At 41.9% G+C, this 26,359-nt stretch carries 21 protein-coding genes and 1 other annotated feature; of the genes, 5 read left to right on the top strand and 16 right to left on the bottom strand.

What is annotated here, in order from left to right:
• Nucleotides 1-264: 264 nt before the first annotated feature.
• The 4 genes from CSV73_RS07935 to dat form a co-directional block, all read right to left on the bottom strand.
• Entirely contained in the window at nucleotides 265-1,110 is an 846-nt protein-coding gene (locus tag CSV73_RS07935) for a YtnP family quorum-quenching lactonase (protein ID WP_099627121.1), read from the bottom strand.
• Nucleotides 1,111-1,232: 122 nt separating this feature from the next.
• A complete protein-coding gene (gene trmB / locus CSV73_RS07930) occupies nucleotides 1,233-1,877 on the bottom strand; it encodes a tRNA (guanosine(46)-N7)-methyltransferase TrmB (protein WP_099627120.1) in 645 nt (214 codons plus the stop codon).
• A 36-nt stretch (nucleotides 1,878-1,913) separates the two neighbouring features.
• Nucleotides 1,914-2,885: a nuclease-related domain-containing protein gene (locus CSV73_RS07925; protein WP_099627119.1), complete on the bottom strand. Its 972-nt coding sequence runs from the start codon at nucleotides 2,883-2,885 to the stop codon at nucleotides 1,914-1,916.
• Complete coding sequence (gene dat / locus CSV73_RS07920) at nucleotides 2,869-3,753, bottom strand: D-amino-acid transaminase (RefSeq protein WP_099627118.1); 885 nt, start codon at nucleotides 3,751-3,753, stop codon at nucleotides 2,869-2,871. Before dat ends, CSV73_RS07925 begins: the two co-directional genes overlap by 17 nt.
• Before the next feature lie 376 nt (nucleotides 3,754-4,129).
• Here dat and CSV73_RS07915 point away from each other — a divergent pair, with 376 nt between their 5' ends.
• The gene (locus CSV73_RS07915) at nucleotides 4,130-4,351 is read left to right on the top strand and encodes a DeoR family transcriptional regulator (protein WP_085131270.1); all 222 of its coding nucleotides are present in this window, start codon (nucleotides 4,130-4,132) and stop codon (nucleotides 4,349-4,351) included.
• 52 nt (nucleotides 4,352-4,403) lie between these two features.
• Here CSV73_RS07915 and CSV73_RS07910 read toward each other — a convergent pair whose 3' ends face one another.
• Together CSV73_RS07910 and CSV73_RS07905 are read right to left on the bottom strand one after the other, a co-directional pair.
• The gene (locus CSV73_RS07910; RefSeq protein WP_099627117.1) at nucleotides 4,404-5,135 is read right to left on the bottom strand and encodes a pseudouridine synthase; all 732 of its coding nucleotides are present in this window, start codon (nucleotides 5,133-5,135) and stop codon (nucleotides 4,404-4,406) included.
• Nucleotides 5,136-5,138: 3 nt separating this feature from the next.
• Nucleotides 5,139-6,755 (bottom strand): putative polysaccharide biosynthesis protein, encoded by a 1,617-nt coding sequence (locus CSV73_RS07905; protein WP_085131272.1) that lies wholly within the window; start codon nucleotides 6,753-6,755, stop codon nucleotides 5,139-5,141.
• Nucleotides 6,756-6,906: 151 nt separating this feature from the next.
• Here CSV73_RS07905 and CSV73_RS07900 point away from each other — a divergent pair, with 151 nt between their 5' ends.
• Nucleotides 6,907-8,172, top strand: coding sequence for a BaiN/RdsA family NAD(P)/FAD-dependent oxidoreductase (locus CSV73_RS07900; RefSeq protein ID WP_099627116.1), 1,266 nt, complete (start codon nucleotides 6,907-6,909; stop codon nucleotides 8,170-8,172).
• Between the two features lie 415 nt (nucleotides 8,173-8,587).
• Here CSV73_RS07900 and leuS read toward each other — a convergent pair whose 3' ends face one another.
• Nucleotides 8,588-11,002 (bottom strand): leucine--tRNA ligase, encoded by a 2,415-nt coding sequence (leuS, locus tag CSV73_RS07895; RefSeq protein WP_099627115.1) that lies wholly within the window; start codon nucleotides 11,000-11,002, stop codon nucleotides 8,588-8,590.
• A 79-nt stretch (nucleotides 11,003-11,081) separates the two neighbouring features.
• Nucleotides 11,082-11,299: a binding site (T-box leader), on the bottom strand.
• Nucleotides 11,300-11,445: 146 nt separating this feature from the next.
• Between leuS and mnmL the strand changes: the two genes are divergently transcribed.
• Together mnmL and mnmM are read left to right on the top strand one after the other, a co-directional pair.
• Nucleotides 11,446-12,399 carry a tRNA modification radical SAM protein MnmL/YtqA gene (gene mnmL, locus CSV73_RS07890; RefSeq protein WP_085131275.1) on the top strand — a complete coding sequence of 318 codons (954 nt, stop codon included), beginning with the start codon at nucleotides 11,446-11,448 and terminating at the stop codon, nucleotides 12,397-12,399.
• A gap of 10 nt (nucleotides 12,400-12,409) precedes the next feature.
• Complete coding sequence (gene mnmM, locus CSV73_RS07885) at nucleotides 12,410-13,009, top strand: tRNA 5-(aminomethyl)-2-thiouridylate-methyltransferase MnmM (RefSeq protein ID WP_085133544.1); 600 nt, start codon at nucleotides 12,410-12,412, stop codon at nucleotides 13,007-13,009.
• 38 nt (nucleotides 13,010-13,047) lie between these two features.
• On the opposite strand, the gene CSV73_RS07880 is transcribed toward mnmM, so the two are convergent.
• From CSV73_RS07880 to CSV73_RS07860, 6 genes are all read right to left on the bottom strand, one after another.
• Nucleotides 13,048-13,773: an SDR family NAD(P)-dependent oxidoreductase gene (locus CSV73_RS07880; RefSeq protein ID WP_085131276.1), complete on the bottom strand. Its 726-nt coding sequence runs from the start codon at nucleotides 13,771-13,773 to the stop codon at nucleotides 13,048-13,050.
• 17 nt (nucleotides 13,774-13,790) lie between these two features.
• Nucleotides 13,791-13,934, bottom strand: a complete 144-nt coding sequence (locus CSV73_RS16455) for a hypothetical protein (protein ID WP_158232310.1) — start codon at nucleotides 13,932-13,934, stop codon at nucleotides 13,791-13,793.
• A 109-nt stretch (nucleotides 13,935-14,043) separates the two neighbouring features.
• Complete coding sequence (locus CSV73_RS07875) at nucleotides 14,044-14,709, bottom strand: 3'-5' exonuclease (protein ID WP_099627114.1); 666 nt, start codon at nucleotides 14,707-14,709, stop codon at nucleotides 14,044-14,046.
• A 68-nt stretch (nucleotides 14,710-14,777) separates the two neighbouring features.
• Complete coding sequence (locus CSV73_RS07870; protein ID WP_085131278.1) at nucleotides 14,778-16,706, bottom strand: DUF294 nucleotidyltransferase-like domain-containing protein; 1,929 nt, start codon at nucleotides 16,704-16,706, stop codon at nucleotides 14,778-14,780.
• A 171-nt stretch (nucleotides 16,707-16,877) separates the two neighbouring features.
• Nucleotides 16,878-18,425: a solute symporter family protein gene (locus tag CSV73_RS07865; protein WP_085131279.1), complete on the bottom strand. Its 1,548-nt coding sequence runs from the start codon at nucleotides 18,423-18,425 to the stop codon at nucleotides 16,878-16,880.
• A gap of 13 nt (nucleotides 18,426-18,438) precedes the next feature.
• Nucleotides 18,439-18,765 carry a DUF485 domain-containing protein gene (locus CSV73_RS07860; RefSeq protein ID WP_085131280.1) on the bottom strand — a complete coding sequence of 109 codons (327 nt, stop codon included), beginning with the start codon at nucleotides 18,763-18,765 and terminating at the stop codon, nucleotides 18,439-18,441.
• Between the two features lie 456 nt (nucleotides 18,766-19,221).
• Here CSV73_RS07860 and CSV73_RS07855 point away from each other — a divergent pair, with 456 nt between their 5' ends.
• Nucleotides 19,222-19,890, top strand: a complete 669-nt coding sequence (locus tag CSV73_RS07855) for a GntR family transcriptional regulator (RefSeq protein WP_099627113.1) — start codon at nucleotides 19,222-19,224, stop codon at nucleotides 19,888-19,890.
• Between the two features lie 465 nt (nucleotides 19,891-20,355).
• Here the strand turns inward: CSV73_RS07855 and brnQ are convergent, their stop codons facing one another.
• The 3 genes from brnQ to CSV73_RS07835 all read right to left on the bottom strand — a co-directional run bounded on the left by brnQ (nucleotide 20,356) and on the right by CSV73_RS07835 (nucleotide 26,270).
• Nucleotides 20,356-21,738 carry a branched-chain amino acid transport system II carrier protein gene (brnQ, locus tag CSV73_RS07845; protein WP_085131283.1) on the bottom strand — a complete coding sequence of 461 codons (1,383 nt, stop codon included), beginning with the start codon at nucleotides 21,736-21,738 and terminating at the stop codon, nucleotides 20,356-20,358.
• Between the two features lie 306 nt (nucleotides 21,739-22,044).
• The gene (locus CSV73_RS07840) at nucleotides 22,045-25,119 is read right to left on the bottom strand and encodes an AAA family ATPase (protein WP_099627111.1); all 3,075 of its coding nucleotides are present in this window, start codon (nucleotides 25,117-25,119) and stop codon (nucleotides 22,045-22,047) included.
• On the bottom strand, nucleotides 25,116-26,270 hold the full coding sequence (locus CSV73_RS07835) for an exonuclease SbcCD subunit D (protein ID WP_099627110.1): 1,155 nt from the start codon (nucleotides 26,268-26,270) through the stop codon (nucleotides 25,116-25,118). The genes CSV73_RS07840 and CSV73_RS07835 overlap by 4 nt, the downstream gene beginning before the upstream one ends.
• Nucleotides 26,271-26,359: the final 89 nt, after the last annotated feature.

The following is a 26,359-nucleotide window of genomic DNA, read 5'->3' as shown; positions in this document are numbered from 1 at the left end:
AGTCCTCCTTGGTTGTAATTAGGGGTCAAGCCCTCAATGCCTTGACACCCCCGAATCATACCAAGGGGACTTTTCTATTTCAATAGGGCTCCACTAAACAAACAGGAATGCTCCCGGAGGATCAGCGTGCGCCTTGAGATCCCGCAGAAGCGAAGCGCACGAGGAAGCTCAAGCCACGCCCTCGGGAAAGCGTCCGCCTGGAACGTCGATCAACTGCGCACTCCCACTCCCCTCACTAAATCACTTGAACTCGAACTTAATCCCTCACCGAGTACGAGGCAAGCTATCTACAATCGTCTTGCCATCTTCACTAAACTTCACCATGCGATACACCGCATCATGGTAGAAAATAAACCCATACTCATTTGGAAGCGCTTCCTTCATCAAGCGCTCTTTTGCAAAAATCGAGTCCATTGGATAATCGTCATAAGCAAGTACCCACAAAGGATTCGAATGCGCATGCGTCGGCATAATATCCGCCATATGAATTAACGTCTCGCCGCCTTGCTCGAGCTTAATTACACAATGCCCATCACTATGGCCACCCGTGTGAATCATCTTAATCCCTGGTACGACTTCAATCTCCTCTTCAAACGTCGCCACCTGGTCTTGAATCGGCTCCCAGTTTTCTTTCCAATACGTATTGCGCGAGCGAATATTGGGTTCTCTCATTTCATCCCACTCAACTTGCGAAGTATAGATCTTGGCATTCTTAAATACAGACACTAGCTGATCATTTTCCCACTGCGTCAAACCGGCCGCGTGGTCATTATGAAGATGGGACATTAACACGACATCGATATCGTCGGGCGTCATGTCAAGTTCTTTTAAACATTCCTCCACACGCGTTTCAGTACGTACACCTAGGTTACGCTTTTGCTTGTCGTTCAATTTACCTTTTCCGATACCGGAATCAATCAAATAATTTTTACCTTGATATTGAATGAGGATTGGGTCTGTTCGTAGTTCAATCAAATTGTTTTCATCTGCTTCATAGCGTCTTGACCATAGCGCTTTCGGAACGACACCGAACATCGCACCACCGTCCAAAAAGTTTACGCCACCGTCTAACCACGTTAGTTTCATATCATGAAAAGTTAGTTGATCCAAAATAATTCCTCCCTACATTCCTTTAGTAACTGTTATATAGACATTGTACTTTTCCACTGAGCTCTCAAGCTTCAGCAGAAAAGTACAATGTCCAACAGTTTTCTACATCTTACCTAGTAGAATTAGCTTTGAAATTGTGCTTCCAGACGATAAATCGGCTGACCTTTACTCGAAAACTTCTCTTCGTACTCGGTTAACACATTATCTTCAGGCATGTTTGCGTGTAAATCGAGTGAAACGGATCGTAATTTCATACCATAGTCCGTCATGGAGACAAGAGAATATTCAAACAGCGAACGATTATCTGTCTTAAAGTGAATTTCTCCATTCGTTTTCAAAACACCTTCATATTTCGCTAAAAAGTTTGGATGTGTCAAACGACGCTTTTCATGGCGATCTTTTGGCCATGGATCAGAAAAGTTTAAGTACACACGATTAATTTCTGAATCCGCAAAAATGGACTCCAACTCTTCTCCATTGACACGCATCAAACGAAGATTAGCAGGCTTTTCCGCTTCAATCGCTTTCTCTAACGCGGATACGATTACATTATCGAAATGTTCGATGCCAATATAGTTAACCTCTGGATTCGCCAATGCCATTCCAATGACAAACTGACCTTTCCCTGTACCCACTTCAATATGGATTGGCGCATCGTTTCCGAACTCTTCAGTCCAACGACCTTTTTTGCCTTCCGGATCCAAAATCAAAACATCCGGATGTTCTGCCATAAAATCTTTAGCCCAAGGCTTATTTCGTAAACGCATAATCAGTACACTCTCTCTTTTTCAGTAATTTCTATTCTATTGCTCTTCCACTACTTCTTCCGCATCAAACAATCGACTCATCGCTGTAGTTTGTGCATGATCCAATAGTGCTTGTGCAGCTTTAAATTGCGTATGTTTCATGGGACTCGGATTACTGCATAACCTTGTCAGCCATTGCTCATATGTTTTGCGATCAATGGTTGTCACTTCAAATGGAGTGCCCGGATAATCAATATAGCCATTTCTGGAAACAATTAGCTTCTTGATTGGTATTTCCACTTTCGCCGCTCTGAAGAATGATGAAACCACTTTCTCCATTCTACTGAGCGCTATCGTTGGATTCAGCACCTTCACTTCTTCTTCACCGAACTTCTTCAGCCAAAACCTTTCGCCACTACCTATGTACGCAGCCATTCTTTCATCTTCGAGCACCGTGATGCAATAGCATGTAGTAGGAGCTAACAAGATGATATCCAACTCGACAGGTGCTTTATTGACTTTGACGATCGGATAATAAAGCAACAAGAAGCTATCAGGTAAACGCAGTGTCAGTTGCTTCAACAGGGGATCAGAGTAATACTTCGGATCTACGCGGGATCGGTCATGCAATGTGGAACTTGCCCATTTTAATTGGAATTGAAACAATTGATCACGATAGGCTTTTTTTAACTGTTCAACATTTGAAGGCTGACTCGAAATCGAAGCCTGAAAATCCATATCATTCTCACGATCTTCTACCCTTTCTTCTGAAACAGCAAGTTCATGGGTCAATTCCCCATCTGTTTGTTTACGCCATTTCTTGAATAACAGCGTATACCACTTTGAACTCTGTTGCACATCTTCCGATAAAGTAGCCGCTTGCTCCGCATATAAATCAACACCGTGCTCCCATTGATTTTTAATACGTTTCCATTGATAACGTTTCAGGCGGATGAATTGTGTCGGATAGCGAGCTAAGTCATTCTCGTACCGAGAAATATAATCCGCAAGTTTAACTAGCTGGGCCATTTGATTCTCTTTCCTTATAATTACCAGACACGACTAACTTAGGAATTTGCGCCTCAAATGCTACTTGTAACTTTCTCGTCAACGGCCCTGGAACTCCTTGTCCGATAGGTTGTTGATCAATCGTCACAACCGGTGTGATTTCAGCATTTGTAGATGTATAGAAAAACTCATCCATTTCTAACGCTTGCGGTAGTGTAAATGCTTCTTCTTTCACCGGAATAGCTAAATTTTCCGCTATCTGTAATACGACACGACGAGTTATTCCATTAAGAATGAAATGATTGGCAGGATGTGTATAAAGGATACCATCTTTTATACCGAATGCATTGGAGGATGAGCCTTCACGCACCAATCCGTCTCGTACAAACAGTGCCTCTTGACATCCATGATCAAACGCCTCTTGTTTCGCCATGACATTACCAAGCAGATTTAAACTTTTTATATCGCAGCGAAGCCAGCGCATATCTTCAACAGACTTCATAGCAGCACCTTGTTGAAGAAATTGCATAGGACGTGCATTTTCTACGGCATAGCCAATCATGACTGGCACACTGTTTTCTGGGAAATGATGTGCACGTGGCGCAACACCGCGTGTGACTTGTATATAAATATGTCCAACAGATATTTGATTATCAGACTGTAGCTTCTGTACGATCTCGAGTAGCTCATCGATTGTATACGACAGGCCCACACGTATTTTTTCTGCACTCTCAAGTAATCTCTCTAAATGCTCTTTCGCTGTGTACAATGCGCCATCATATACTTTAATGACTTCATAGACGCCATCGCCAAATACATAACCACGATCATTCACGGATACATTCATTTTATCTTCTGTTAGGAATTCCCCATCTTTGAAATAGATCACACAACCGCCACCCTTCTTATATGAAACCTCAAGCCAAATTACCGCCAGTTTCTTCTTTTTCTATTTTCACATGTTTATCGAATAAAATCAATTAGACCTTAAAAGAGTGAATACCCTTTTTCTAGTTGTCTACAAACTAACGCTAACTCGGTAACTAGTAATCTATGTATTCTAATTTATTCAAAAGTATAAGCGAAAACATGTGCGCTTTTACGTAAAATACGTTATACTACTATTGTCAGAATCATTCACTTACTATTCTGGCATAGCGTAACCATAAGGAGCAGATCAGGAAAGATAATGTCAAAGAATACCCCAACAGTCTTCTTTTGCAAGGTTGGCGTGAAAATATGAAGATGAAGGAGTGGTTTCTTAGATGAACCCAGCTACCGATCGCATGTTAATTCGTATCAAAGATGTCTATCTGTTCATTCGAGATAACGGAAAAGTAACAACGGAGGCCGTGGCGGATGAATTCAATATTTCACCCCGCACTGCTCAACGTGACTTAAACGTTCTCGAGTACAATGAATTGATTAAGAGCTCAGTCCGCGGCGAATGGACGACGACTTCCAAGAAAGTGAAATTATCTTCCTGATTTAGCCTCCTATATACACATTTACAACGCAAAAAAGGCTGACGCTTTTGCATCAGCCTTTTTGCTTGGAACGATCTAGCTCTTTTAATTGCAGCAATTCCGCTTCTGTTAGCTCACGGTATTCCCCTAGTTCTAAATCCGGATCTAATTCAAGCGGCCCCATGGTTAAACGCTTCAAATACACCACTTTTTTCCCTACCGCTTCAAACATCCGCTTCACTTGATGAAACTTGCCTTCTGTAATCGTCAGTTCAATCTCCGACTCTTCAGCAGCATGCAATATGTGGAGAATGCCTGGCTTCGTTTCATACGCATCGTCTAAAATCACTCCACGCGCAAAAGCTTCGGTATCTTCTTCCGTTACCATTCCAGCCACTCTCGCATAATACGTTTTCGGCACTTCTTTCTTCGGTGATAATAAATTATGTGCAAGCTTCCCGTCATTCGTCAGCAGCAATAACCCTTCTGTATCCTTATCCAAACGACCTACGGGAAACGGCTCAAAATGGCGTTCTTCATTTCCAAGCAAATCCACGACTGTTTGATCCCGGTTGTCTTCTGTCGCAGATAAGACGCCAGGCGGTTTATGCATCATCAAGTAGATGAATTCTCTATAGACGACTTCTTCACCGAGCAATGAAATCGCGTCTGAATTTGGATCCACGTGCTGGGCAGGATCTTTCATCACTGCCCCATTGACCCGAATCATTCCTTTTTTCAACAGTTGTCGAACTTCTTTACGTGAACCATAACCTGTATTTGATAATAATTTATCGAGTCTCATTGATTAACCTCCAAGTCCAAAGCGTCTCATAATACGTGTTAGACGATCTCCAAATAATTGCTGTGCAAGTCCTGATTTGATAGCCAAGAATCCGTAAATCACCATTCCGACGCCTGATCCAATCATGACATACAACAAAGCTTGCCAACGTCCTACTGGAATGTGTACCATGTTTAATCCTTTATTCGTCAGCCAAACGCCAGCAAACATCACTGCGTTGAAAGCCAATATTAAAAACAAGCGTCTGATAACCATTTCAGATTTATAATTCAATGCTTTTTTGATGACGAATAAATTGATACACACCGCTACCGAGTAGCCAATTGCGGTGGCTATAATTGCGCCGTTCACTTCAAACATTTTAATGAGTGGAATGTTGATCAGCATTTTCACTAGCAACCCGAGCAATGAAGTGAAGACGATCCATTTATGATGATCAATTCCTTGCAAGATGGCAGCCGTTACGGTGAACATCGCAAATAGAATCGCTACCGGTGCGTAGGATGCTAAAACACTTGCTCCTGCCACATCATACGCATATAAGAATTGATAGACTTCACTGCTTAAGACCATTAACCCAATGACCATTGGAATCGTTAAGAACAGCATGATCTGATACGTTTGATCGAGTGACCGTGTGATGCCCTTTTCATTGTTAGACGTATAATCTTTCGTGATAATCGAGATGAGCGCCATAGAAAATCCTGTCGCGACCATCACGGGAATCATCACGATCTTATGTGTTAAAAAGTTCAGTTTTGTTAAATATAAATCGGAAACACTTGAAAGTCCGATTGATTTCATAGCGCCGTTGAATGTAATCATGTCGACAAATTGATAAATCGGATTAATCGTACCGACCAATACAAATGGCAGGACGTACGCGAGGACTTCTGTATAAATTTGTTTTAACGACACTGAACTCGCTGGCGGACTATTTGATAATAAATAATCAAATTCATCCTGATATCTTTTCCAGTAATAGTAGAGACTCCATAAACCAGCGAGCGCTCCGATAAATGCAGCAAACACTGCAAACTGCACAGCGATTTTTGGTGATAAATCCAGTACGTTGACGACTAGGAAAGCTCCAACGAGCACAACAACAATTCGTACAATCTGTTCAATTAATTGGGAAACAGAAGTCGGTTCGAACTTTTGATAGCCTTGTAAAAAACCGCGTCCAATACTGAGCAACGGAACAGCAAGCAGCGCAAAGCTGACCCATCGGATAACGGTTGTGATATCCTGTACGGTGAAAATCTGTTCATCACTTTTAATGACAAGTTGCGCAATAGGATTCGCAAGTAAAAACAATGCAAGAAATGATAGGAAGCCCGTAATCGACATGACAAGCATACCCGATTTCATTAATTTCCTGCCGGTCGCATAATCGCCTAGTGCATTATACTTCGAGACGAATTTCGATATTGCCAGCGGAGCCCCAGATACTGCTACTGCTAGCGCTAGATTATAAGGTATGTATGCATATTGATAGAGACCGACACTCTTTTCTCCAACGATTGCATAAAACGGGATTACATAGAGTAAGCCGAGTGCCTTCGATAAAAATAAGCCAATCGTTAAAATGGCCGTGCCTTTCAATAAATTTGATGCCATAATTGATTCCTTCCATTCCTAAAGAGATTCTTGTATAGTTTACCCCTCGACACGCTTTTGCACAATCTTTATCTACAGTCCAAATCAAAAAGCAACCAAGCCCATATAGTGTATAATGAAAGACAAAATGAAATGAAAGAGTGGTTCTACAATGTATGATGTTATCGTAATTGGTGGCGGACCTTCAGGTTTAATGGCCTCCATTGCAGCCGCCGAACAAAAAAAACGGGTTTTATTGATTGAGAAAGGACGGAAACTCGGCAACAAACTAGCCATTTCAGGCGGTGGTCGCTGCAACGTCACAAATCGACTATCACAAGAAGAAATTATTAAACATATCCCGGGAAACGGGAAGTTTTTATATGGACCATTCTCCGTCTTTAACAACCAGGATATCATCCACTACTTCGAAGGTCTTGGCGTTCCGTTAAAAGAAGAAGATCACGGACGGATGTTTCCCGTTTCAAATAAATCAAAAGACGTCGTAAACGCCCTATTGAATCAGATGGATGAACTAGGCGTGGACATACGATTGGAAAGTCGAGTACAGAAATTAATAATGGATGACGTAAAGGTTCTCGGCGTTCGCTTAGAAGACGGTGAAGAAATACGCGCTCATGCAGTAGTCGTTGCAGTTGGCGGCAAAGCCGTTCCACAAACAGGCAGCACTGGTGATGGATACCCCTGGGCTGAACGAGCGGGCCACACCGTAACGACATTGTACCCGACCGAAGTTCCGTTGCTGTCACGCGAACCATTTATTGTCTCAAAAGATTTACAAGGACTTGCGTTACGTGACGTGAAAGTGTCTGTAATAAATAAAAAAGGCAAAACGCTTGTTACCCATCAAATGGACATGCTCTTCACCCATTTCGGATTAAGTGGCCCTGCGATTTTACGTTGCAGCCAATATGTTGTCAAAGAGCAGATGAAGAACGGCAAACAGCCCGTCTTGCTGCAAATTGATTCAATACCTGATCAACATGAAGAACAATTGACACAAACCATCGCGAACATTTTAAAAGACGAACCCAAAAAGCAAGTGAAAACTTCATTAAAAGGTCTCGTGCCTGAACGATGGTTGCTATTTTTATTGAAAAAAGCAGAAATCGAGGAAACCGAAATCGGCCTAGATATTAAGCGTGAGGCTATACGTACACTCGCAAAGCTCCTTAAGACATTCCCTGTACACATTACAGGTACGCAACCGATCGAGAAGGCTTTCGTTACGGGCGGCGGTGTTTCAGTAAAAGAAGTAGAACCAAAGACGATGGCTTCACGTAAAAAAATAGGATTGTTCTTCTGTGGAGAAATTTTAGATATCCACGGATATACGGGCGGCTATAATATTACTGCCGCTCTTGTGACAGGACGTCTGGCGGGAATGAATGCGGGATTATTGAGCCGAACGGAATAATCGTATAGAGCGGTTGACACGTGCGATTGAGCGGTTAGCGTGCCGCTTAGAGCGCTTACCCCGTCCCATAGAGCGGTTAGCGCGCCGCTTTGAGCGATTACCCCGTCCCATAGAGCGGTTAACGTGCCACATTGAGCGCTCACCCCATCCCATAGAGCGGTTAGCGTGTCGCTTTGAGCGCTTACCCCGTCCCATAGAGCGGTTAGCGTGTCGCATTGAGCGCTTACCCCGTCCCATAGAGCGGTTAGCGCGCCGCTTTGAGCGATTACCCCGTCCCATAGAGCGGTTAGCGCGCCACATTGAGCGCTGAACCCACACAATAGAGCACATAATCCAACAAGTTGATCGCAAAACGCATGGAATAAAACGAAAAAGCCGGTCGGAGAAAAATCTCCAACCGGCTTTTTGCATTTCATTAACCCGCTACAATATTGACAAGGCGTCCAGGAATCGCAATGATCTTCTTTAATTCCTTACCTTCCATCCACTGCTTCACGTCTTCGTTTGCCAAAGCCACTTGCTCTAACTCTTCCTTCGAGCTATCTTTCGCTACAGTGATTTTCGCACGAATCTTACCGTTGATCTGTACCGCCACTTCCACTGTGTCATCCGATAATTTTGTTTCATCAAATGTCGGCCACTGTGCATAGGCAATCGTGTCCGTGTGACCGAGTTTCGACCATAGCTCTTCAGCCAAGTGAGGCGTGATAGGTGAAATTAATAAAAGGAATCCTTCAATATATGCTTTTGGCAACTTCTCGGCCTTATAGCTTTCATTGATGAAGACCATCAATTGAGAAATCGCAGTGTTATTGCGCATGCCTTCGTAATCTTCGGTCACTTTTTTGACTGTCTGATTATAGACTTTCTCTAGAGGTCCGCCTGTTTCGTCCGTCAATTTATCTGTCAATGTATCGTCTTCATTGACGAGTAGACGCCAAATGCGATCAAGGAAACGACGAGATCCGTCTAGACCATTTGTAGACCATTCTTTCGATGCATCAAGTGGTCCCATGAACATTTCATAAATACGTAATGTGTCTGCACCGTGTGAATGCACGATATCATCTGGATTGATGACGTTACCTAACGACTTGGACATTTTCACATGTCCTTCGCCTAAGATCATCCCTTGGTTGAAGAGCTTTTGGAACGGCTCTTTCGTTTGGACAACACCGATATCGTACAATACTTTATGCCAGAAACGAGCATACAATAAATGCAGAACTGCGTGCTCCGCTCCCCCTACGTAGATATCAACTGGCAACCAACGCTCAGCCAATTTTGGATCGATTATCATGTCCTCATTATTCGGATCGATATAACGCAAGTAATACCAGCAGCTTCCTGCCCATTGTGGCATTGTGTTCGTTTCACGACGACCTTTCATGCCAGTTTTCGGATCGACGACATTGACCCACTCCGTAATATTGGCAAGTGGTGATTCACCTGTTCCGCTCGGTTTGATATTGTCGGTTACCGGCAACATCAACGGCAATTCCGATTCATCGACAGTCGTCATCGTGCCATCTTCCCAATGAATGACAGGAATCGGCTCGCCCCAATAACGTTGACGGGAGAATAACCAATCGCGCAGACGATATGTGATTTTGCGTTCGCCCGTACCATTTTCTTCGAACCATTCAATGGACTTAGAAATAGCTTCTTCTTTCCCTAAACCATTTAGGAAGTCCGAGTTGACGTGCTCGCCTTCGCCTGCATACGCTTCTTCTTCAATGTTTCCGCCTGCAACCACTTCCACAATCGGCAATTCGAATTTCTTCGCAAACTCATAGTCGCGTTCATCATGTGCAGGAACTGCCATGATCGCACCTGTGCCATAAGTAGCCAATACGTAATCCGCGATCCAGATCGGCATTTTTGTACCGCTCGCTGGGTTGATAGCATAGGCTCCAGTAAATACGCCCGATTTGTCTTTTGCCAAATCTGTACGCTCAAGATCACTTTTTGATTTTACTGACTCAATATAATTCTCTACCGCTTCACGCTGCGCATCCGTAGTGATCGCGCTAACTAATTTATGTTCAGGAGCCAACACGGCATACGTCGCACCAAAAATCGTATCGGGGCGTGTAGTGAACGCTTCGAATGAATGCTCAGTGTCCGCAATTTCGAACTTTAATTGAGCACCTTCAGAACGACCGATCCAGTTACGCTGCATATCTTTTAGACTTTCAGGCCAATCCAAATCATCTAAGTCTTCTAACAGACGATCTGCGTATTCCGTAATACGCAATACCCATTGGCGCATCGGACGACGTTCTACGGGGTGATTTCCACGCTCAGATAATCCGTCGATGACTTCTTCATTCGCCAGTACCGTTCCTAGTGCTGGGCACCAGTTGACAGCTACTTCGTCAATATACGCAAGGCCACGTTTATATAGTTGAATGAAAATCCACTGTGTCCATTTATAATAGCTTGGATCCGTTGTATTGATTTCACGAGACCAATCATAAGAAAATCCAAGATCTTGCATTTGGCGTTTGAATGTGGCGATGTTCTTCGCAGTGAATTCAGCTGGATCATTTCCTGTATCAATCGCATACTGCTCAGCAGGCAATCCGAACGCATCCCAGCCCATTGGATGCAATACGTTATATCCTTGTTTACGTTTAAATGCACTTAAAATATCTGTTGCGATATAGCCAAGCGGATGTCCAACGTGCAGACCCGCGCCTGACGGATAGGGAAACATATCCAGTGCATAAAATTTAGGCTTGGATGGATCATCAATCATTTTGTATGTATCGTGATCTTTCCAATACTTTTGCCATTTCTCTTCAATTTGCGTGTGTTTATAACTCATGTCAAAAACTCCTCCAATATGATTCGATTTCTTTTCTTGTATTGGTGCGTACAGATAAAAAAAGACTCCCGTCCCTCGATAAAGGGACGAGAGTCTATATAGTTTCCCGCGGTACCACCCAAATTGACGGACTACGCCATCCAACTTGAATCCTTAACGCGGAGTACGGTATTAGTTACAAGTATTCACCAATACAGGCTCAAAGGTGAGTTCGTTCCTCACTAATACAGACTTGCACTAACCGTCTGCTCTCTAAAAAGTAGCGTAAGAAGTACTATTCCTCATCATGGCCTTCATTATTTTCTTCAGTTTACCCGAAACGCAAGCTGAATACAAGCCTTCTCTGTTGCTTTTTGTCGTATACTAAGTAGTTCCTGCGGTTTGGTGAGTGATATCACTGTATATTCCGTGGTACAATGTCTGATGTAAAGGAGCTGTACATAATGAATGAAATCAATCTTCCGTTTCCAAGTGAAGGGAAACGATACCATACATGGTCAAGACATTTGAAGGATACATTCGGTTGTAAAATCGCGAAAGTTGCGCTTGACGCAGGGTTTGACTGCCCGAATCGTGACGGTACTGTCGCACATGGTGGCTGTACGTTTTGTAGCGTGGCAGGATCAGGTGATTTTGCAGGAGATCGCGTAGATGCAATTGAAGTCCAGTTCGCTGAAATTAAAGAACGATCCCAGCGTAAATGGAAAGATGCGAAATACATGGCCTATTTCCAAGCCTATACGAATACACACGCGCCTCTTCCCGTTCTAAAAGAAAAGTTCGAAGCGGCATTGGCACAAGAAGGCGTTGTGGCATTATCCATCGCAACGCGTCCTGACTGCCTGCCTGACGACGTCGTAGAGTATTTGGCTGAACTCAATGAACGCACCTATCTATGGGTAGAACTGGGCTTGCAGACTGTACATGAATCAACTGCAAAACTCGTCAACCGTGCACATGATTTCCAATGCTATCAAGAAGGTGTCGACAAGTTACGTAAGCATAATATTAATATTTGTAGCCATATCATTAACGGCTTACCTGGTGAAACAGAAGAAATGATGATGGAAACCGCACAAGCAGTTGCCAAGCTTGATGTACAAGGCATCAAAATTCATCTATTGCATTTATTAAAAGGGACACCTATGGTAAAACAATACGAAAAAGGCAAACTGGAATTTTTAACGAAAGAAGCCTACATCAATTTAGTAGTTGATCAGCTAGAAATCATGCCTCCCGAAATGATCGTGCATCGCATCACAGGTGACGGCCCAATCGATTTATTAATCGGACCGATGTGGAGCGTCACGAAATGGGAAGTACTGAATGGAATTGATGAAGAACTGGAAAGACGCAATAGCTGGCAAGGAAAAAAACATCTGCAAGAGGTGAAATAATGTGACAAACATATTACTGCACCGCGTACTGCCGATTGCGAAACGGCTAATTACGGAACGCGTGCAGCCTGGAGATACAGTCGTCGATGCGACCGCCGGGAATGGCAATGACACACTTTTCTTAGCTAACTTAGTTGGTGACGAAGGACGAGTTTTCGCATTTGATATTCAACAGCAAGCACTTGAAATAACGGAGCGACATCTTGGTGAGCTAGCTAATCGCGCTACACTCATTCATGATAGCCATGCGAATGTTCATCAATACGTACAGGGTGAGATCAGCGGTGCTATGTTCAACTTAGGGTATTTACCATACAGCGAAGATCCTAGCATCATCACGACTCCATCCTCTACGATTGCAGCAATCGAGGCATTGCTAAGTTTGCTGAAAAAATCCGGAATCATTACAATTACTGTCTATGACGGACATGAAGGTGGCAGTGAAGAACGTGATGCATTGCTTGACTATGTTTCGACTTTACACCAAGGTGACGTGCATGCCGTCCGCTATGAATTGCTAAATCAAAGAAGAAACCCTCCATTTCTACTTGCACTCGAGAAAATGAAAGATTTTACGGAAGTGCGGAAGTTAGAAGCCGGAGAATCATAAAACCCGTCGCCACACAAAATGTGGCAACGGGTTTTTACTCAATCAAATTTACGAATATCTGCAATAGGATCTATTTCCAAGAAGTCCATTTCGTTCACAAACCGCACAAGTTTTTCTGCTACTTCAACGGCTGAGCTTAACTGACCTTCCCTCTTATAAGCCTCGAACTTTTTCAAATGGGGAAACTGTTCTTCAGATGATGAACGAATCGCCTCTTGCATCCCCGTATCGATAATTCCTGGTGCGATGGAAACAATTCCGGTTGGATAGTCTGCCATCTTTTGCTCCAGTGCAATGACACGTGAAAACTGATCAAGTCCAGCTTTCGTCGTACAATAAATTCCCCAGCCTTCATACGCACTGCGGCCTGCTCCGGAAGAGATATTCATGATCTTTTTCGTTCCTTTGAACTCTTTCAACGAATCGATAAATGTATTCATTAATTGAATCGGTGTCGTTAAATTCACTTTAATTGCCTGCTCCACTTTTTCAGTATCCAATGAACCTACCAAACTAATCGGATCCACTATACCCGCGTTATTGATCAATGTGAAAGAACTAGCTTCATCAAGATGTTGACCCACTATTCCTCCGAGGATAGCAGTCGCTTTCTCACAGTCTAAGAGATCTACTTCATACATCGTATGTAGCTGATCTGGATTCGTCCGCGCCAAACCATACACCGTTGCTCCGGTTTCTTTAAATTGGCTGAGTAATTGTTGACCGATTCCTTTTGATGCACCTGTAATGATAATTATATCCAAATGTATCTGCTCCCTTTCTATACAATGTACCTATTGAATGACCCTATGTATGTCGTTGCGTTTTCCACAGTCTTATTCGGCAACTCAAAAAACAATATCCAGCAATACACTGCAATAGCCAGAATAATGATGATCAATAAAATCGCTTGACGTTTATTCATATCTCCACGTCCTCCACCCATTGTTCCACTTTGTAATTTCTACTATACCACAACAACCAAATGAGCCCGCCACTCACGTTTCATTGAATGACGAACCCGGTAACTGAATTTACGTTTGAGAAACAAATTTTTGTGCTCCACCATTTTTAATACGCAGTAAATCTGCCAGTGTTTTTACACCTTGACGATCGAGCTTCCTTAATAACGCTGTAAATACATGTGCCGTTGTCAACGCATCGCCTAATGCACGATGTCGTTCAAATACTTCTGTGCCGAATAGACGCGCATAGTCTTCCAAGTCCTGTTGCTCACCCGTAGGATCTAAGTAATTAATCAAATGCATCGTATCGAATGATGTAGGGGTTTGAAATGTACATTTCTGACGGCTTAATTCTTTCTTAATCACCATTTCATCGAAATTGACATGGTGCCCAACCCAGCCTGCACTTTTATGTTTTTCTATAAAGGCAAAATATTCTTCGATAGCTGGAAGAGGCATAGGTGCATAGTCGACTTGTGACTGCTGTATAGTGGTTAGCTTGCTGATGACAGGAGGAATATCTCTTGATGGATTCACAAATGTTTGAAATACATGATCCGTAACTTTAAATCCTTCAACTTGTACGGCACCTATCTCAATCATTCGATCGTCTGCACCAATTGCAAAACCAGTAGTCTCTGTATCAAACACTGTGAAATTCATTTCTTGCAGCGGCGTATTTAGCTGAATCGATTGTTGCAATTCATATGTTAATTTTTTCTTTTTCCAAAACATGATTTCGCCCCCTACTTCTATAGTACAATATGCACGAATTTTGTACAGGGACCTTGATCTACACTTTCTTAAAGTTTTGATAATAAATGTGATTGAAGTGCTCTGACCGTATCTAACGTTGTACGTAATTCGTTTAATTCCCATCTTCTCAGTTTGCGCAAGTCGATTTCTGTAGAAATTTTCTCACCCCGTAAATGTTTCTCCCACGACATGGAAATTCTAATACTCAAAGATATTTCATATGCATGGCGAACTTCTTCCGCAAAGTCTTTCGTGATTTTTCTCTTTTTTTGCAAAGCTGAAATAATCTCGAGAGGTGTTGCATTGATGATCCCATTACTGACCCCTAAAATTTGCAAACAATGATGAAGTGGGAATAGAGCATGTTTCTTAATATCGATCACATCCGCTTTACTGCGTCCCCTGAAAATGTTCAAAAAGTTTTGTTGCAATTGTGGTATTGGTTTCTCTTTTTCCTGTTGTGCCATATAGTAAATAAATGTAGCTGATTTCCTCAACAAATCCTGTACCATTAGGATAAAGCGATCATTGACAGCAGTTTCACCGTAGAGAAATCGGAATGACAGGAAGTTGTATCCGAGCAAGATTTGTTCAGGCGTAGACCGCAGCGCCCATTGGCGAATACGTTCGTGCCAAATTGCCATAGTGCCGCGCCACTGCGATTCACTCGCCATCATGAATCCGATACATCTAGTATAGCCCGCTTGTTCAAGATGAACGACAATTTCGTTGCCAAGAAGTTCGAAATAGTTCTCTACTTGCTCGGATTCCTCTCTCGACACATCTTCATAGACAAGGAAATGATCCTGATCAGTTAGCATAAACTGTTCACCACGTGCGCCACTGCCCATCTGGTACCAGGCAAACGCAACAGGTGGCGCCCCTTTCCCTTGATCTTCAAGTGACTGTACGGCCAGCATAACGCAATGCTTCGCTAGACGATCATAGAACTTCGTAATGATTTCCAATGTATGAATGGTTGAAATTTCATCCTGAATTAAATTGGACAACACATCGTAAATTGCCGCTTTAACGACAGGCAAATTTTCGAAAGAAGCTTCTTCTATGGTTTTTAAGATATTCATGGAATTACGATCGCGTTTCGTCATCAACGTGGCAAAAGTCACAATTCCTACAGGCTGCCCTGCTTTGACTACTGGCAAATGCTTGATTCCATGTTTATAAAATTTCGTCAAGGCCTCGTAATAATAATCGGTAACCTTAACCGTATGCGGATTTTTCGTCATGATATCTTTCGCCTTCAGTCCGATCGCAGAACCTCCTTCCGCTATCACTCGTTCGACTAGATCTTTTTCCGTTACGATTCCAAGCAATTTACCCGACTGATCTGTAACAATAATAGAACTGATGGAGTGTTTAATCATCAACTCCGCTACTTCTCTCGTTTCTGCTTCCGCGTGAATTGTCACGACTGGACTGCTCATGAAATCCTGTACACGACGGACATACGGTTCACTCTCACCATATTCATCAGCCAAACGGACTTGTTCCCCTAATGAGGTATAGACATTCGCCAAACGAATCGACATTTTACGCAAGACATAATCTCGTACATTTTGATCGTCCATTCGATGTTTAATTACTTCATATGGAACTTGGAGACAAACGGAGCCTTCAGCAACGACCATATCAATATGATGTTTATCAAGCGGTCGGGCCATTTCCCCTAAGTAGTAAGCAAAATTGGAAAAGCCAATAACTTCATTTTCTTGAATGAATTCTAATGTTACTGAACTGCCGTCTTGTCCTTCTATTTGAACTTCTGCGGATCCTTTCAACACGATGAGTAAACCTTCTTGGGGTGTTTTGAAATAGTTAGATTTCTCCGCTTCTTCATACATTTTCAGCTTACATTCAATCAATAACTGATCAAATTCCTTTTCTGATGTGTTTATAAATAACGGATTTTGATGAATTTTATCGTACCATTCCTGATCTTTTACCATCTTCAGCATTTCAAAACCTCCTATTCGTATTGACCATTACGAGATCTCACTTCATATTATTCAAATCTATATATCATCAGTACCTATATATTTACATTCAATATCCTTTCAACAAAAAATGGCTCCCTCTTCTGTCGTGCTTGTAGAAGAGGGAACCATTAGTTGAATAGCAAGTAATTATTATAGATCAAGCTCTTTGTAGCCAGTTTCCGCTTTGAAACGAACTTCTGCATAAGAAACTTCATCTTTCTCATGCCGCTTAGAGCTAACAAGTGTACCAATGAATGCAGCAAGGAATCCTGCAGGTACAGATACGATAGCCGGGTTAGCATATGGGAAGATCGGATTACCAGTGATAAGAGTAGCTCCTTCAACTGGGTTCATTACTGATGGGCTGATTGCAACCAGAACTAGTGCAACGATTAATCCTGTCAACATGGAAGCAACAGCACCTGTCGTATTGAACTTCTTCCAATAAATTGTTAACAGAATAGTGGGTACGTTTGCGGATGCAGCAACACAGAATGCCAGTGATACTAAGAACGCAACGTTCAACTTTTCAGAACCAAGTGCAAGAAGGATAGAAGCAACACCAATTGCGATAGAAGCCCAACGAGCTGCTGCAACTTGTTGTTTCTCAGTTACATTACCATTTTTGAAGATTTGTCCGTAAATATCGTGAGCGATTGCAGAAGCACCTGAAAGTACAAGACCTGCAACAACTGCTAGGATTGTCGCGAAAGCAACAGCTGCAACGAAGGATTCAAGTGCGTCTCCTCCAAGAACTCCAGCAAGCATCGGTGCTGCCATGTTCCCAGCGGCATTTTCTGCGATGATTGCGTCTGATCCAACGAATTTAGCTGCACCAAATCCAAGGAAGATCGTCAATACATAGAAGATACCAATAATCCATACAGAATAAATAACGGAAGAACGTGCTGTTTTCGCATCTTTAACCGTGAAGAAACGCATTAAGATGTGTGGAAGTCCAGCAGTACCTAAAACTAATGCGATTAATACTGAAATAAGTCCAATTGTGTCTGTATAAACAACCCCTGAATGAAGGAATGCTTCACCATGTGGAGTAGCAGTTTTCATTGTCTCGAACATACCGATGAAATTGAAGTTAAACTTCATAAGAACCAAGAAGGAAATAATGATTGTACCTAACATCAAAAGAATAGCCTTGACGATTTGTACCCAGCTTGTCGCAGTCATTCCGCCGAATAGAACGTAGATTAACATCATCGTTCCAACGATTAGAACTGCCATCCAATACTCGATGCCGAATAATAATTTAATAAGAGCACCCGCACCAACTAATTGTGCAAGCATATAGAACATTACGATAGTAATTGTGTTCAACGCTGCTGCTCCACGCACTTTCTTAGCGCCGAAACGAGCACCGATCATATCTGCCATCGTAAACTTACCTAAGTTACGTAGTGGTTCAGCAATTAAGAATAACACCACGAGATAAGCCGTTAACCAACCAATACTGTAGTAGAAGCCATCAAATCCGTTAAGTGAAATCGCACCTGCGATACCTAGGAAAGATGCTGCGGATAAGTAGTCACCAGCAATTGCCATACCATTTTGCCAGCCTGTTAATGAACCACCAGCAGTATAAAAATCACTTGCCGTAGTCGTTTGCTTTGCCGCCCAATATGTAATGTAGAGCGTCAGCGCGATTACTGCGAAGAATATAACATATGAAATCCAACTCATGAACACAACCCCCTTATTTTAAAACATTTTTCTCTATAATCTTGTCCACTTCAACATCAAAGTGTTTTGCTTTATTCATGTATACGGACGTGAATACCCATACCATAATGAACATGGAGAATGCATAAACCCAAGTCCATGTCATTGCACCAATTGCAGGTTTTTCTAAAATTTTTGTATAACCAGTTAATAGTGGAAGAATAAAGTACGCTGCGAAGAAGAAAATAACAAAAGGTGTAGCGAAGGTCTTTTTTCTTTTTACCAGACCTTTAAAGTCTTCTGATTGAACAAGCTTTTCATAGTCCATTGTGGATTTCCCACGTGCCACTTGATTAGTCATTAGTTAATCCCCTTTCTATTTTATATAACGTAGTAAATTAGTTCCTTTTCCCCCCGTTTCAATGAAACCGCTTTCATCACCAACATGAATTGATAATATATTACAGCGTATTCGAATAAATATTTGTTGTAGTACACATGTAAACGATACCAAACAATTACCAGATTTGCAATAACCTTTTTTTAAAGATTCGTAAAATTAAATCTACTAAAAAAGCAAATCACGTATAGACATTAATCTATCAAATCTAGGTGGAAACTACAAGGACTTTTTGCATTTATCACAACACTTTTTAAATATCATCTTAATTCAATTTTATAGTAATTCCTAATCGTTATTTTACAACATGCTTAATACTGTTAAACAACAGGAAAAAGTTGTAGTATATTGTATATTAGCAATTAGTGAAATAAACATGGTGTGAAGACTACTTTTGGAGAAAGATGGTGTGATAATTTGCCTATACCAACTAACCACGCACAACCCATACGAAAGACTGCTAAGGAAAATGCATTTAGTCAACTTCAGAAATGGATTATCGATGGAACTCTACAGCCCGGTGAAAAACTAAATGACGTTGAATTGGCAGAAGCCCTTGGAGTGAGCCGTACGCCTATACGAGAGTCACTACAATTATTAGAAGTTCAAGGATTTGTTCAAATGTTTCCAGGTAAAGCAACACAAGTGACGGACGTAGATCGTGAGTCTATTTCGGACTTGCTCCCTCCACTCGCTGCGCTGCAAGCATTATCGGCTGAACTTTCCATACCCAATTTAACCGAAAGTATTATTAAGAAATTGCGAGAAACGAATAAGAAATTCGCGCTAGCAGTTGAAAAAGAAGATTATTTCCAAGCTTTGAAAACCGATGAAAAGTTCCATCAAATCATTGTGGACACAGCCAATAATCCATACATTTCCTCGATGCTTGTCTCGCTACAAGCTCACGTGCGTAGACTCTTCTTTCATAATTCCATTATATTGACGGAGCAGTCGATTGAAGAACATGACCAGATCATAGATTTAATGAGTAAGCGTAATGGTGAGCAAGTTACCAAAGTTATGAGGGAAAATTGGTTACGCGCCATCGAGGAGTTTCATTCGATTGAAAAAGCGGATTCATAAATAGATAGGAAAAGGGGCTGTCCAGAAAGTCAGTAAAAACTGATTTTCTGTGGCAGCCCTTTCTTTTGAAACAAATAAAGAATCCTCTTTCCCCCATTCATTTCCGTTACAGGCGGACGCGTTCGGGAGGGCCCGCGGTGAGCCACACCCCTCGCTTTGCTCGCTGGGTGTCTCACCTGTCGGCCTGATCCTCCCCGAGTCGCCGCCTTCCACTCCAATCCACTCGGTATGATGGATAAAAAATTACAAAAAAAAACGTCCTTTCTAGTAGAATAAAGTCACCAAAACTCTCTACGAAAGGACGATTTTTATGTGCAATCTGAAGATTACTTTGACCAGTAGACCACAGAACAGCTGACTTTTCCTATAGAAGAGGCTGAAGCACCTCCTACTGAAATCCGTCGTTCTTAACGGCCAACCTTATGACAACCGACAAGGCCTGGCCATTCCGGATCCACTCCTTTTTTATGATTTTTCAGTAGTGGAGATAACGTGGAGATCTTGCACTCTTTTATTGTTTATTACCGCCACAATAGCTGTTACGAAAGTCGTGATCAAGACAGGAACTAACCAGCCGATACCTTCTGTATAGTATGGGATGTACACTGTATAGGCCTCATGCACAGTCGCAAGCCAATTCGGCATGGTCTTCTCAACTAGTGAGTAGAATTTCACGAGCGCCTCAACGAAACTGACAAGGAATGCCGTTACAGTTGCTGTTCGATATACCAAGCGAGATTGATGGAATAAAGGGCCGGTAAACGTCAACAAGATTAATACCATGGCCAGTGGATACAGTAGAACCAGTACAGGAAGCGAGTAATTGATAATATTCGCTAGCCCGAAATTGGCTACGACCAAACAGAATATTGAAAAGAATACTACAAAAAGTTTATAGCTGATTTTTGGGATGATCGAATGGAAGTACTCTCCACATGCAGTGAGTAGCCCAATCGCCGTTGTAAGACAGGCAAGCATAATCACGACACCAAGCAACACTAGTCCCGTCGTACCGAATAAATGAGAGGAAGTTTCGCTTAACACGGAACCGCCACCATCAAGATAGCCAAATAGATCAACCGATGTGGCACCTAGATAAGCAATACCTATATATATAATGGCTAAAAATCCGGCTGCCACAAATCCTGTCTTAGCCGTAGAAGCCAATATTTGCTTTTTATTCGTAATGCCCATCGCACGCAATGCGTTGATGACAATAATGCCGAATACGAGTGAAGCCAATGCATCCATCGTATTGTACCCTTCAAGAAAACCCGTAAAGAATGGTGTTTCTTTATAAGGTGCTTGCGATACTTGCGCACTTCCCATCGGACTGAGAAGCGTCATTCCAATTAAGCCAATTAATATAATAATAATGAGTGGTGACAAAAATTTACCGACTCGATCGACGATTTTAGCAGGGTTCAATGATAACCACATGCTAATGCCAAAGAAAGCCAATGTAAATAAAAAACGAGCGAGATCAATTGAAAACCCATTTAAAAATGGAGCCACACCAATATCAAATGCCACAGCTCCTGTTCGTGGCGCTGCGAAAAACGGGCCAATCGTCAAGTACAGTATGGCTGTAAAAAGAACAGCGTATACCGGGTGAATCCGACTTGCCAAGTCTTGCAAATCTTTCTTGCCAGAAAAACCAATAGCTAAAATACCTAGAAAAGGCAAACCTACACCTGTGAATAAAAAACCGGCCATAGCTTTCCACGTTTGATCTCCAGCGAGCTGTCCGAGCTCTGCAGGGAAAATTAAATTGCCTGCTCCAAAAAATAATGCGAATAGCATAACTCCAATAACGAGACTTGATGAAAATGATAGTTTCTTCTCCATATGTATAAAATTCCTCCCAAAGTCAACCGTATTAATTTGTATGCAATATATCACGTTCCCTTATATTACTCTTCCCAATTTAGAAAATCAACAGCTAGTCAAATCATTTAACTGTTGTCTATATTGCCAACTTACAGACTATTCATCAAGATCTGCAATAGAATTTTTAAATAGAAAAAACTGACCTCGATTGAGATCAGTTTAGACGTAGAAGCTAAATACTAAACGACTTAGAAATGATAGGTAGTAGTTGGGGATTTCCATTTCACAGTAGCTTAGCTGTGCTTCACTACTGTCCGTGCTACATCAACTCAGTACAATGTTCGTTTTGCTGTAACCCTCTCTTAACTTGGTTACTTGCAATGTCGCAGGGATCGCTTCTTTCATTTCATCGATATGGGAAATGATGCCGATCATTCTTCCCGATTGCTGAAGAGCGATTAGAGTATCTATCGCTTTCTGAATAGCCTCTTCATCCAACGCGCCGAATCCTTCATCAATAAACATCGTCTCCATACGAACAGCCCCTTGGAAGCTTTGAATGACATCCGCCATACCCAGTGCCAAACATAATGAGGCATTAAATTTTTCACCGCCTGATAACGTCTTAACGTCTCGCGTCTGCCCTGTATACGCGTCATGGACGTCTATACCTAAGCCACTTTGTTTCCCTCTAGTTTCCTGACGATCACTACGGACGAGTTCATACTGTCCATTTGAAAGATCACGTAGACGAATATTCGCGGCTTGAATGATGCGCTCCAAATACTCGATTTGAATATAGCGCTCAAAGGAAATCTTCAAATGGTTTTGACCACGGACTAGATCATAGAAATTCGTAATCTTTCCATAAGTTCTTTCTAACTCTGCTTCCTTAGATTTGCTAGTTTTCAATTCAGTATACAGATCCTGTGCTGCTTGTTCTCGTGCTTTTGATTGATTGGACAACGCAAACGCTTCTTCGTATTGTGTTTTCATTGCTTCTATCTGGTGCTCCATGACTTCCAAATCCACTTGCTGTTTACCCTCTACAGTCTTTTTGAGTTCTTCTACGGATGATTGTAGCGTATGAAGCGTTTGGGCAAATACTTGAAGTTGATGCTGGATAGCCTGACGTTTTGAAGGCGGCAGTTTCACTTGCATATAATTTTCTTGCGAGGTAAAGCCCTCTTCTGTCAACCTTTTTGTAAAGATAGCTGAACTTTGGTCTACTTTCTCTCTCATATCTGCTAGCGACTTCTTCTCTAGAATCTCTCGGGACTCCCATTTTATTTTCTCAGTCGAGGCGTCTTGTAATTTCTGTTGGATGGTTTTCCAAGCATTTTCAAGTTGTTGACTGGCTGTTTCTTTAGATGTAATTTGTTGTTGCAATGCGGATAGTTCCTGTAGATTTTCAGGTACCTTTGTTAACGCATAGTTATAGAGAGCACGTTTCGTTTCAAGCTCTGCTTTGGATTCATTGCGCTGCTGTTCTAATGTATTCATTTCTTCGGTAAGTTCTTCCATGGCCTTCTGCGCTTGGTTTTGTTGGTCTTTCTTTTGCTTCAATACCTCTCGCTTATTTCTAAGGACAGCTACTTCTTCCGTCAGATTTGCTTGTTCTTCTTGATAATCACGATTCAAATCTACTTGTTGCTCATCTAATTCAGCTTTACTTAATTCAATACGTTGCTGGAGTTGTTGCAATTGCGCCTGCTTAGTATGGAAGGTCTGTACTTTATTCGTTAACTCTAGCTTAGCCGTGTCTAATTGTTGCTTCGATACGTGTTCAGATTCTGCAACTTCAGCTTTAGCTGGATGGTCGATACTACCGCAAACTGGACAAGACTCTCCATCATGAAGTGAAGCAGCAAGGGCTACCGCCTGATTATTAATCCAACGATTCTCAAGGTCTTGATAGACAGCAGTATAATGCTCTATTTGTTGATTAGCTATGTTAAAATCTGTCTCAAATTCCTGCCGTTGTATTAGTTGTTGCTTGTATGTAGCCACTTGCTTTGCGACGGCTTTGCAAGTTGAAAGTTGATCCACTAACTGTTCGTATCCTTCTAATGAAGTCTCCAATTCAATCATTTCATTTCTCTGCACAGTAATGGATTCTTTTTGTCGCTTTGCTGCTTGCTGATTCACTAGCAAGGATTTCTCTACTCGATCTACTGTGTTGTTAAGTGACTCTAACTCTTGACGTTGCGCGGTGAGTCCAGATACGGTTGGAAGTAAATTTTTCAACGTAAGTACCTGTTCTTTTACTTCGTTTCGCTCAGCTTCTTTAGCTAGTTCCTGTTCATAAGAAGCTTTTGCGGACACTAGCTTTTCCTCTGCATCAGCAAGAAATGTGACAGCTTCAGAGTGACTTCGCTCTTTTTTCTGCCACTCTATTTCATTAGACTTCACTTGTTGTTCTACATCTTCTAATCTCGCGGCTCGTTCTGCTTGCTGCAATTGCTGTTCGAGAGTTTTCATCTCTGCTTGCTTCGCCTGCAATCCTTCCAGTTCTTTTTGGCGTTGCAGTAGCTTGGAAAATTGTTCATTAATTGAACGGGCTTCATGCAATTCTTGTTGTTTTTCATTATGAACTTTATAAAGTCTAGTATATTCTGTATGTGTTTCTTTAGATTGTATTTCATGATATGCATGTTCTTGTTGAAGACCTAATACGAGCTGATGGTAGTTTGGGTACTCTGATTTTAATTCTGTAAATAATAAAGAGTCACGTACAGGTAACTTCGCTGGTATTTGATGAAGAATCGTTTCACTCAACTGTTTTTCGCGAAGATACTCAGCATTCGCTTCTTCTTTTTTCACTTTTAACCGTTCGACAATTTTTTGGTACGGTTCTGTTTTAAAGATTTTCCGCATGATGGTTTCCTTATTTCCCGTATCGGATGTTAAGAATTTGCGAAATTCCCCTTGAGGCAACATCATGATTTGACTAAACTGTGCATGCGTAAAGCCTAGTAACTGTTCAATCTTATCATTTACCTCCGTAACAATTTGACGATCTACCGCCGGAACGAATCGCTCATCTTTTTCTTCAAATAATTCGCAGCGGCCCAATGTATCCGATTTATTGCCTTTTTTTCTGTAAGGTATTTGACGCACGACACGGAATCGACGGTTATGGATATCAAACGTCAATTCTACAGTTGTCTGCATGTCGTCATCCGCAAACTGACTGCGCAATGCTTTTGTATCTGTACGATCCTCTCCGCTTGCCTGTCCATATAATGCGAAACAAATGCCATCAAAGATCGTAGTTTTCCCTGCACCCGTTTTTCCGGAAATGACAAATAAACGATGTTCTTTCAAATCACGAAAATCAACAATTTCCTTGTCTTTATACGGTCCAAATGCTGTCATGGTTAATATAATTGGTTTCATGCACGGTCTTCCTCCTTCATCACGTCCCACAAAACTTCAGCGAATAACTCTTTCGTTTCTTCGTCTACTTCTTCGCCTTGAAGTTCTTTAAAGAACGAATCAAACATTGCTTGGTCATCTTCTTTTTTCTCAACAGTCACTGTTCCACCAAGACTGTCTGTCGAAGAAGCAAAAAGTTTACGTTCTACATGCATAGCGTTCGGAAAAACGGAACGAATTTTCTCCATCGGTTGAATGACTGGCACCGTATCAAGCAGCTTGACGAACACATAGTCTTCATTGTGAGGCATCTTTAATAGATCTTCCATCGTTCCTTCAACCGTTCTCACATCATGAAGCGGAGTCAGTAGCTTTTTTTCAATTTCCACTTCGCCTTTTTCTCCGAGCTCCACAATGAGGTATCCCTTTTGATGATTCTCTTCCGAAATGGAATACTTTAATGGTGAACCTGAGTAACGAATTGTTTCATTGCCTACAAAATGCGCCTGATGCAAGTGACCAAGGGCTGTGTAATGAAATGGCTCGAACAAATCTGAAGAAACATATTCAGCCCCGCCAATCGATAATGGCCGTTCTGCATCACTAGTATTTTCTTCTTTCTCGCCATGCGTAGTGATGAATGCATGACCGACAAACACATGTCGAGCGCCTTGATCCATAGACTTCTCTATACGCTCGATAATTTTCTTCATAGCTTGTTGATGACTGGAAATCGACTCATCTTCGAGCAAGTGACGGACAATCGAAGGATCCGCATAGGGTATTAAATGAAAATAGACATCACCATATTCGTCTTGGAGCTTTACCGGTGACAAGTGTGGGGACCATTCTCCTGTTATGTATAACCCTTGGTCTTTCATGAACGTACTTCCAAAATGAAGGCGGCTAGGGCTATCGTGGTTTCCTGCAATAGCGATGACAGGTATTTTCAAATCCATTACAATCTCCTGTAGAACGTCATTCAACAAACCTACCGCTTCAGTTGGCGGAATTGCACGATCATACAGATCCCCTGCTATAATGATTGCATCCGGTTGTTCTCTTTTAATTTCTTCTATAAAAGTCTGTAAAATATAACGCTGATCTTCTGTCATATAGATTCCTTGCACGAGCTTGCCGAGATGCCAGTCTGCTGTATGGAAAATTTTCAAGTCGTTTCCCCTCTCTTCTTCTATAAAAATGGAGACAAGAAGAGTAGCGTATTAGAAAAGTGGTATGAAAATTACTTGTCTATTACGCT

This window comes from Sporosarcina sp. P1, assembly GCF_002743155.1.
In the GTDB taxonomy this organism is placed as follows: domain Bacteria; phylum Bacillota; class Bacilli; order Bacillales_A; family Planococcaceae; genus Sporosarcina; species Sporosarcina ureae_B.
This window is presented reverse-complemented; position numbering and strand designations above follow the sequence as displayed.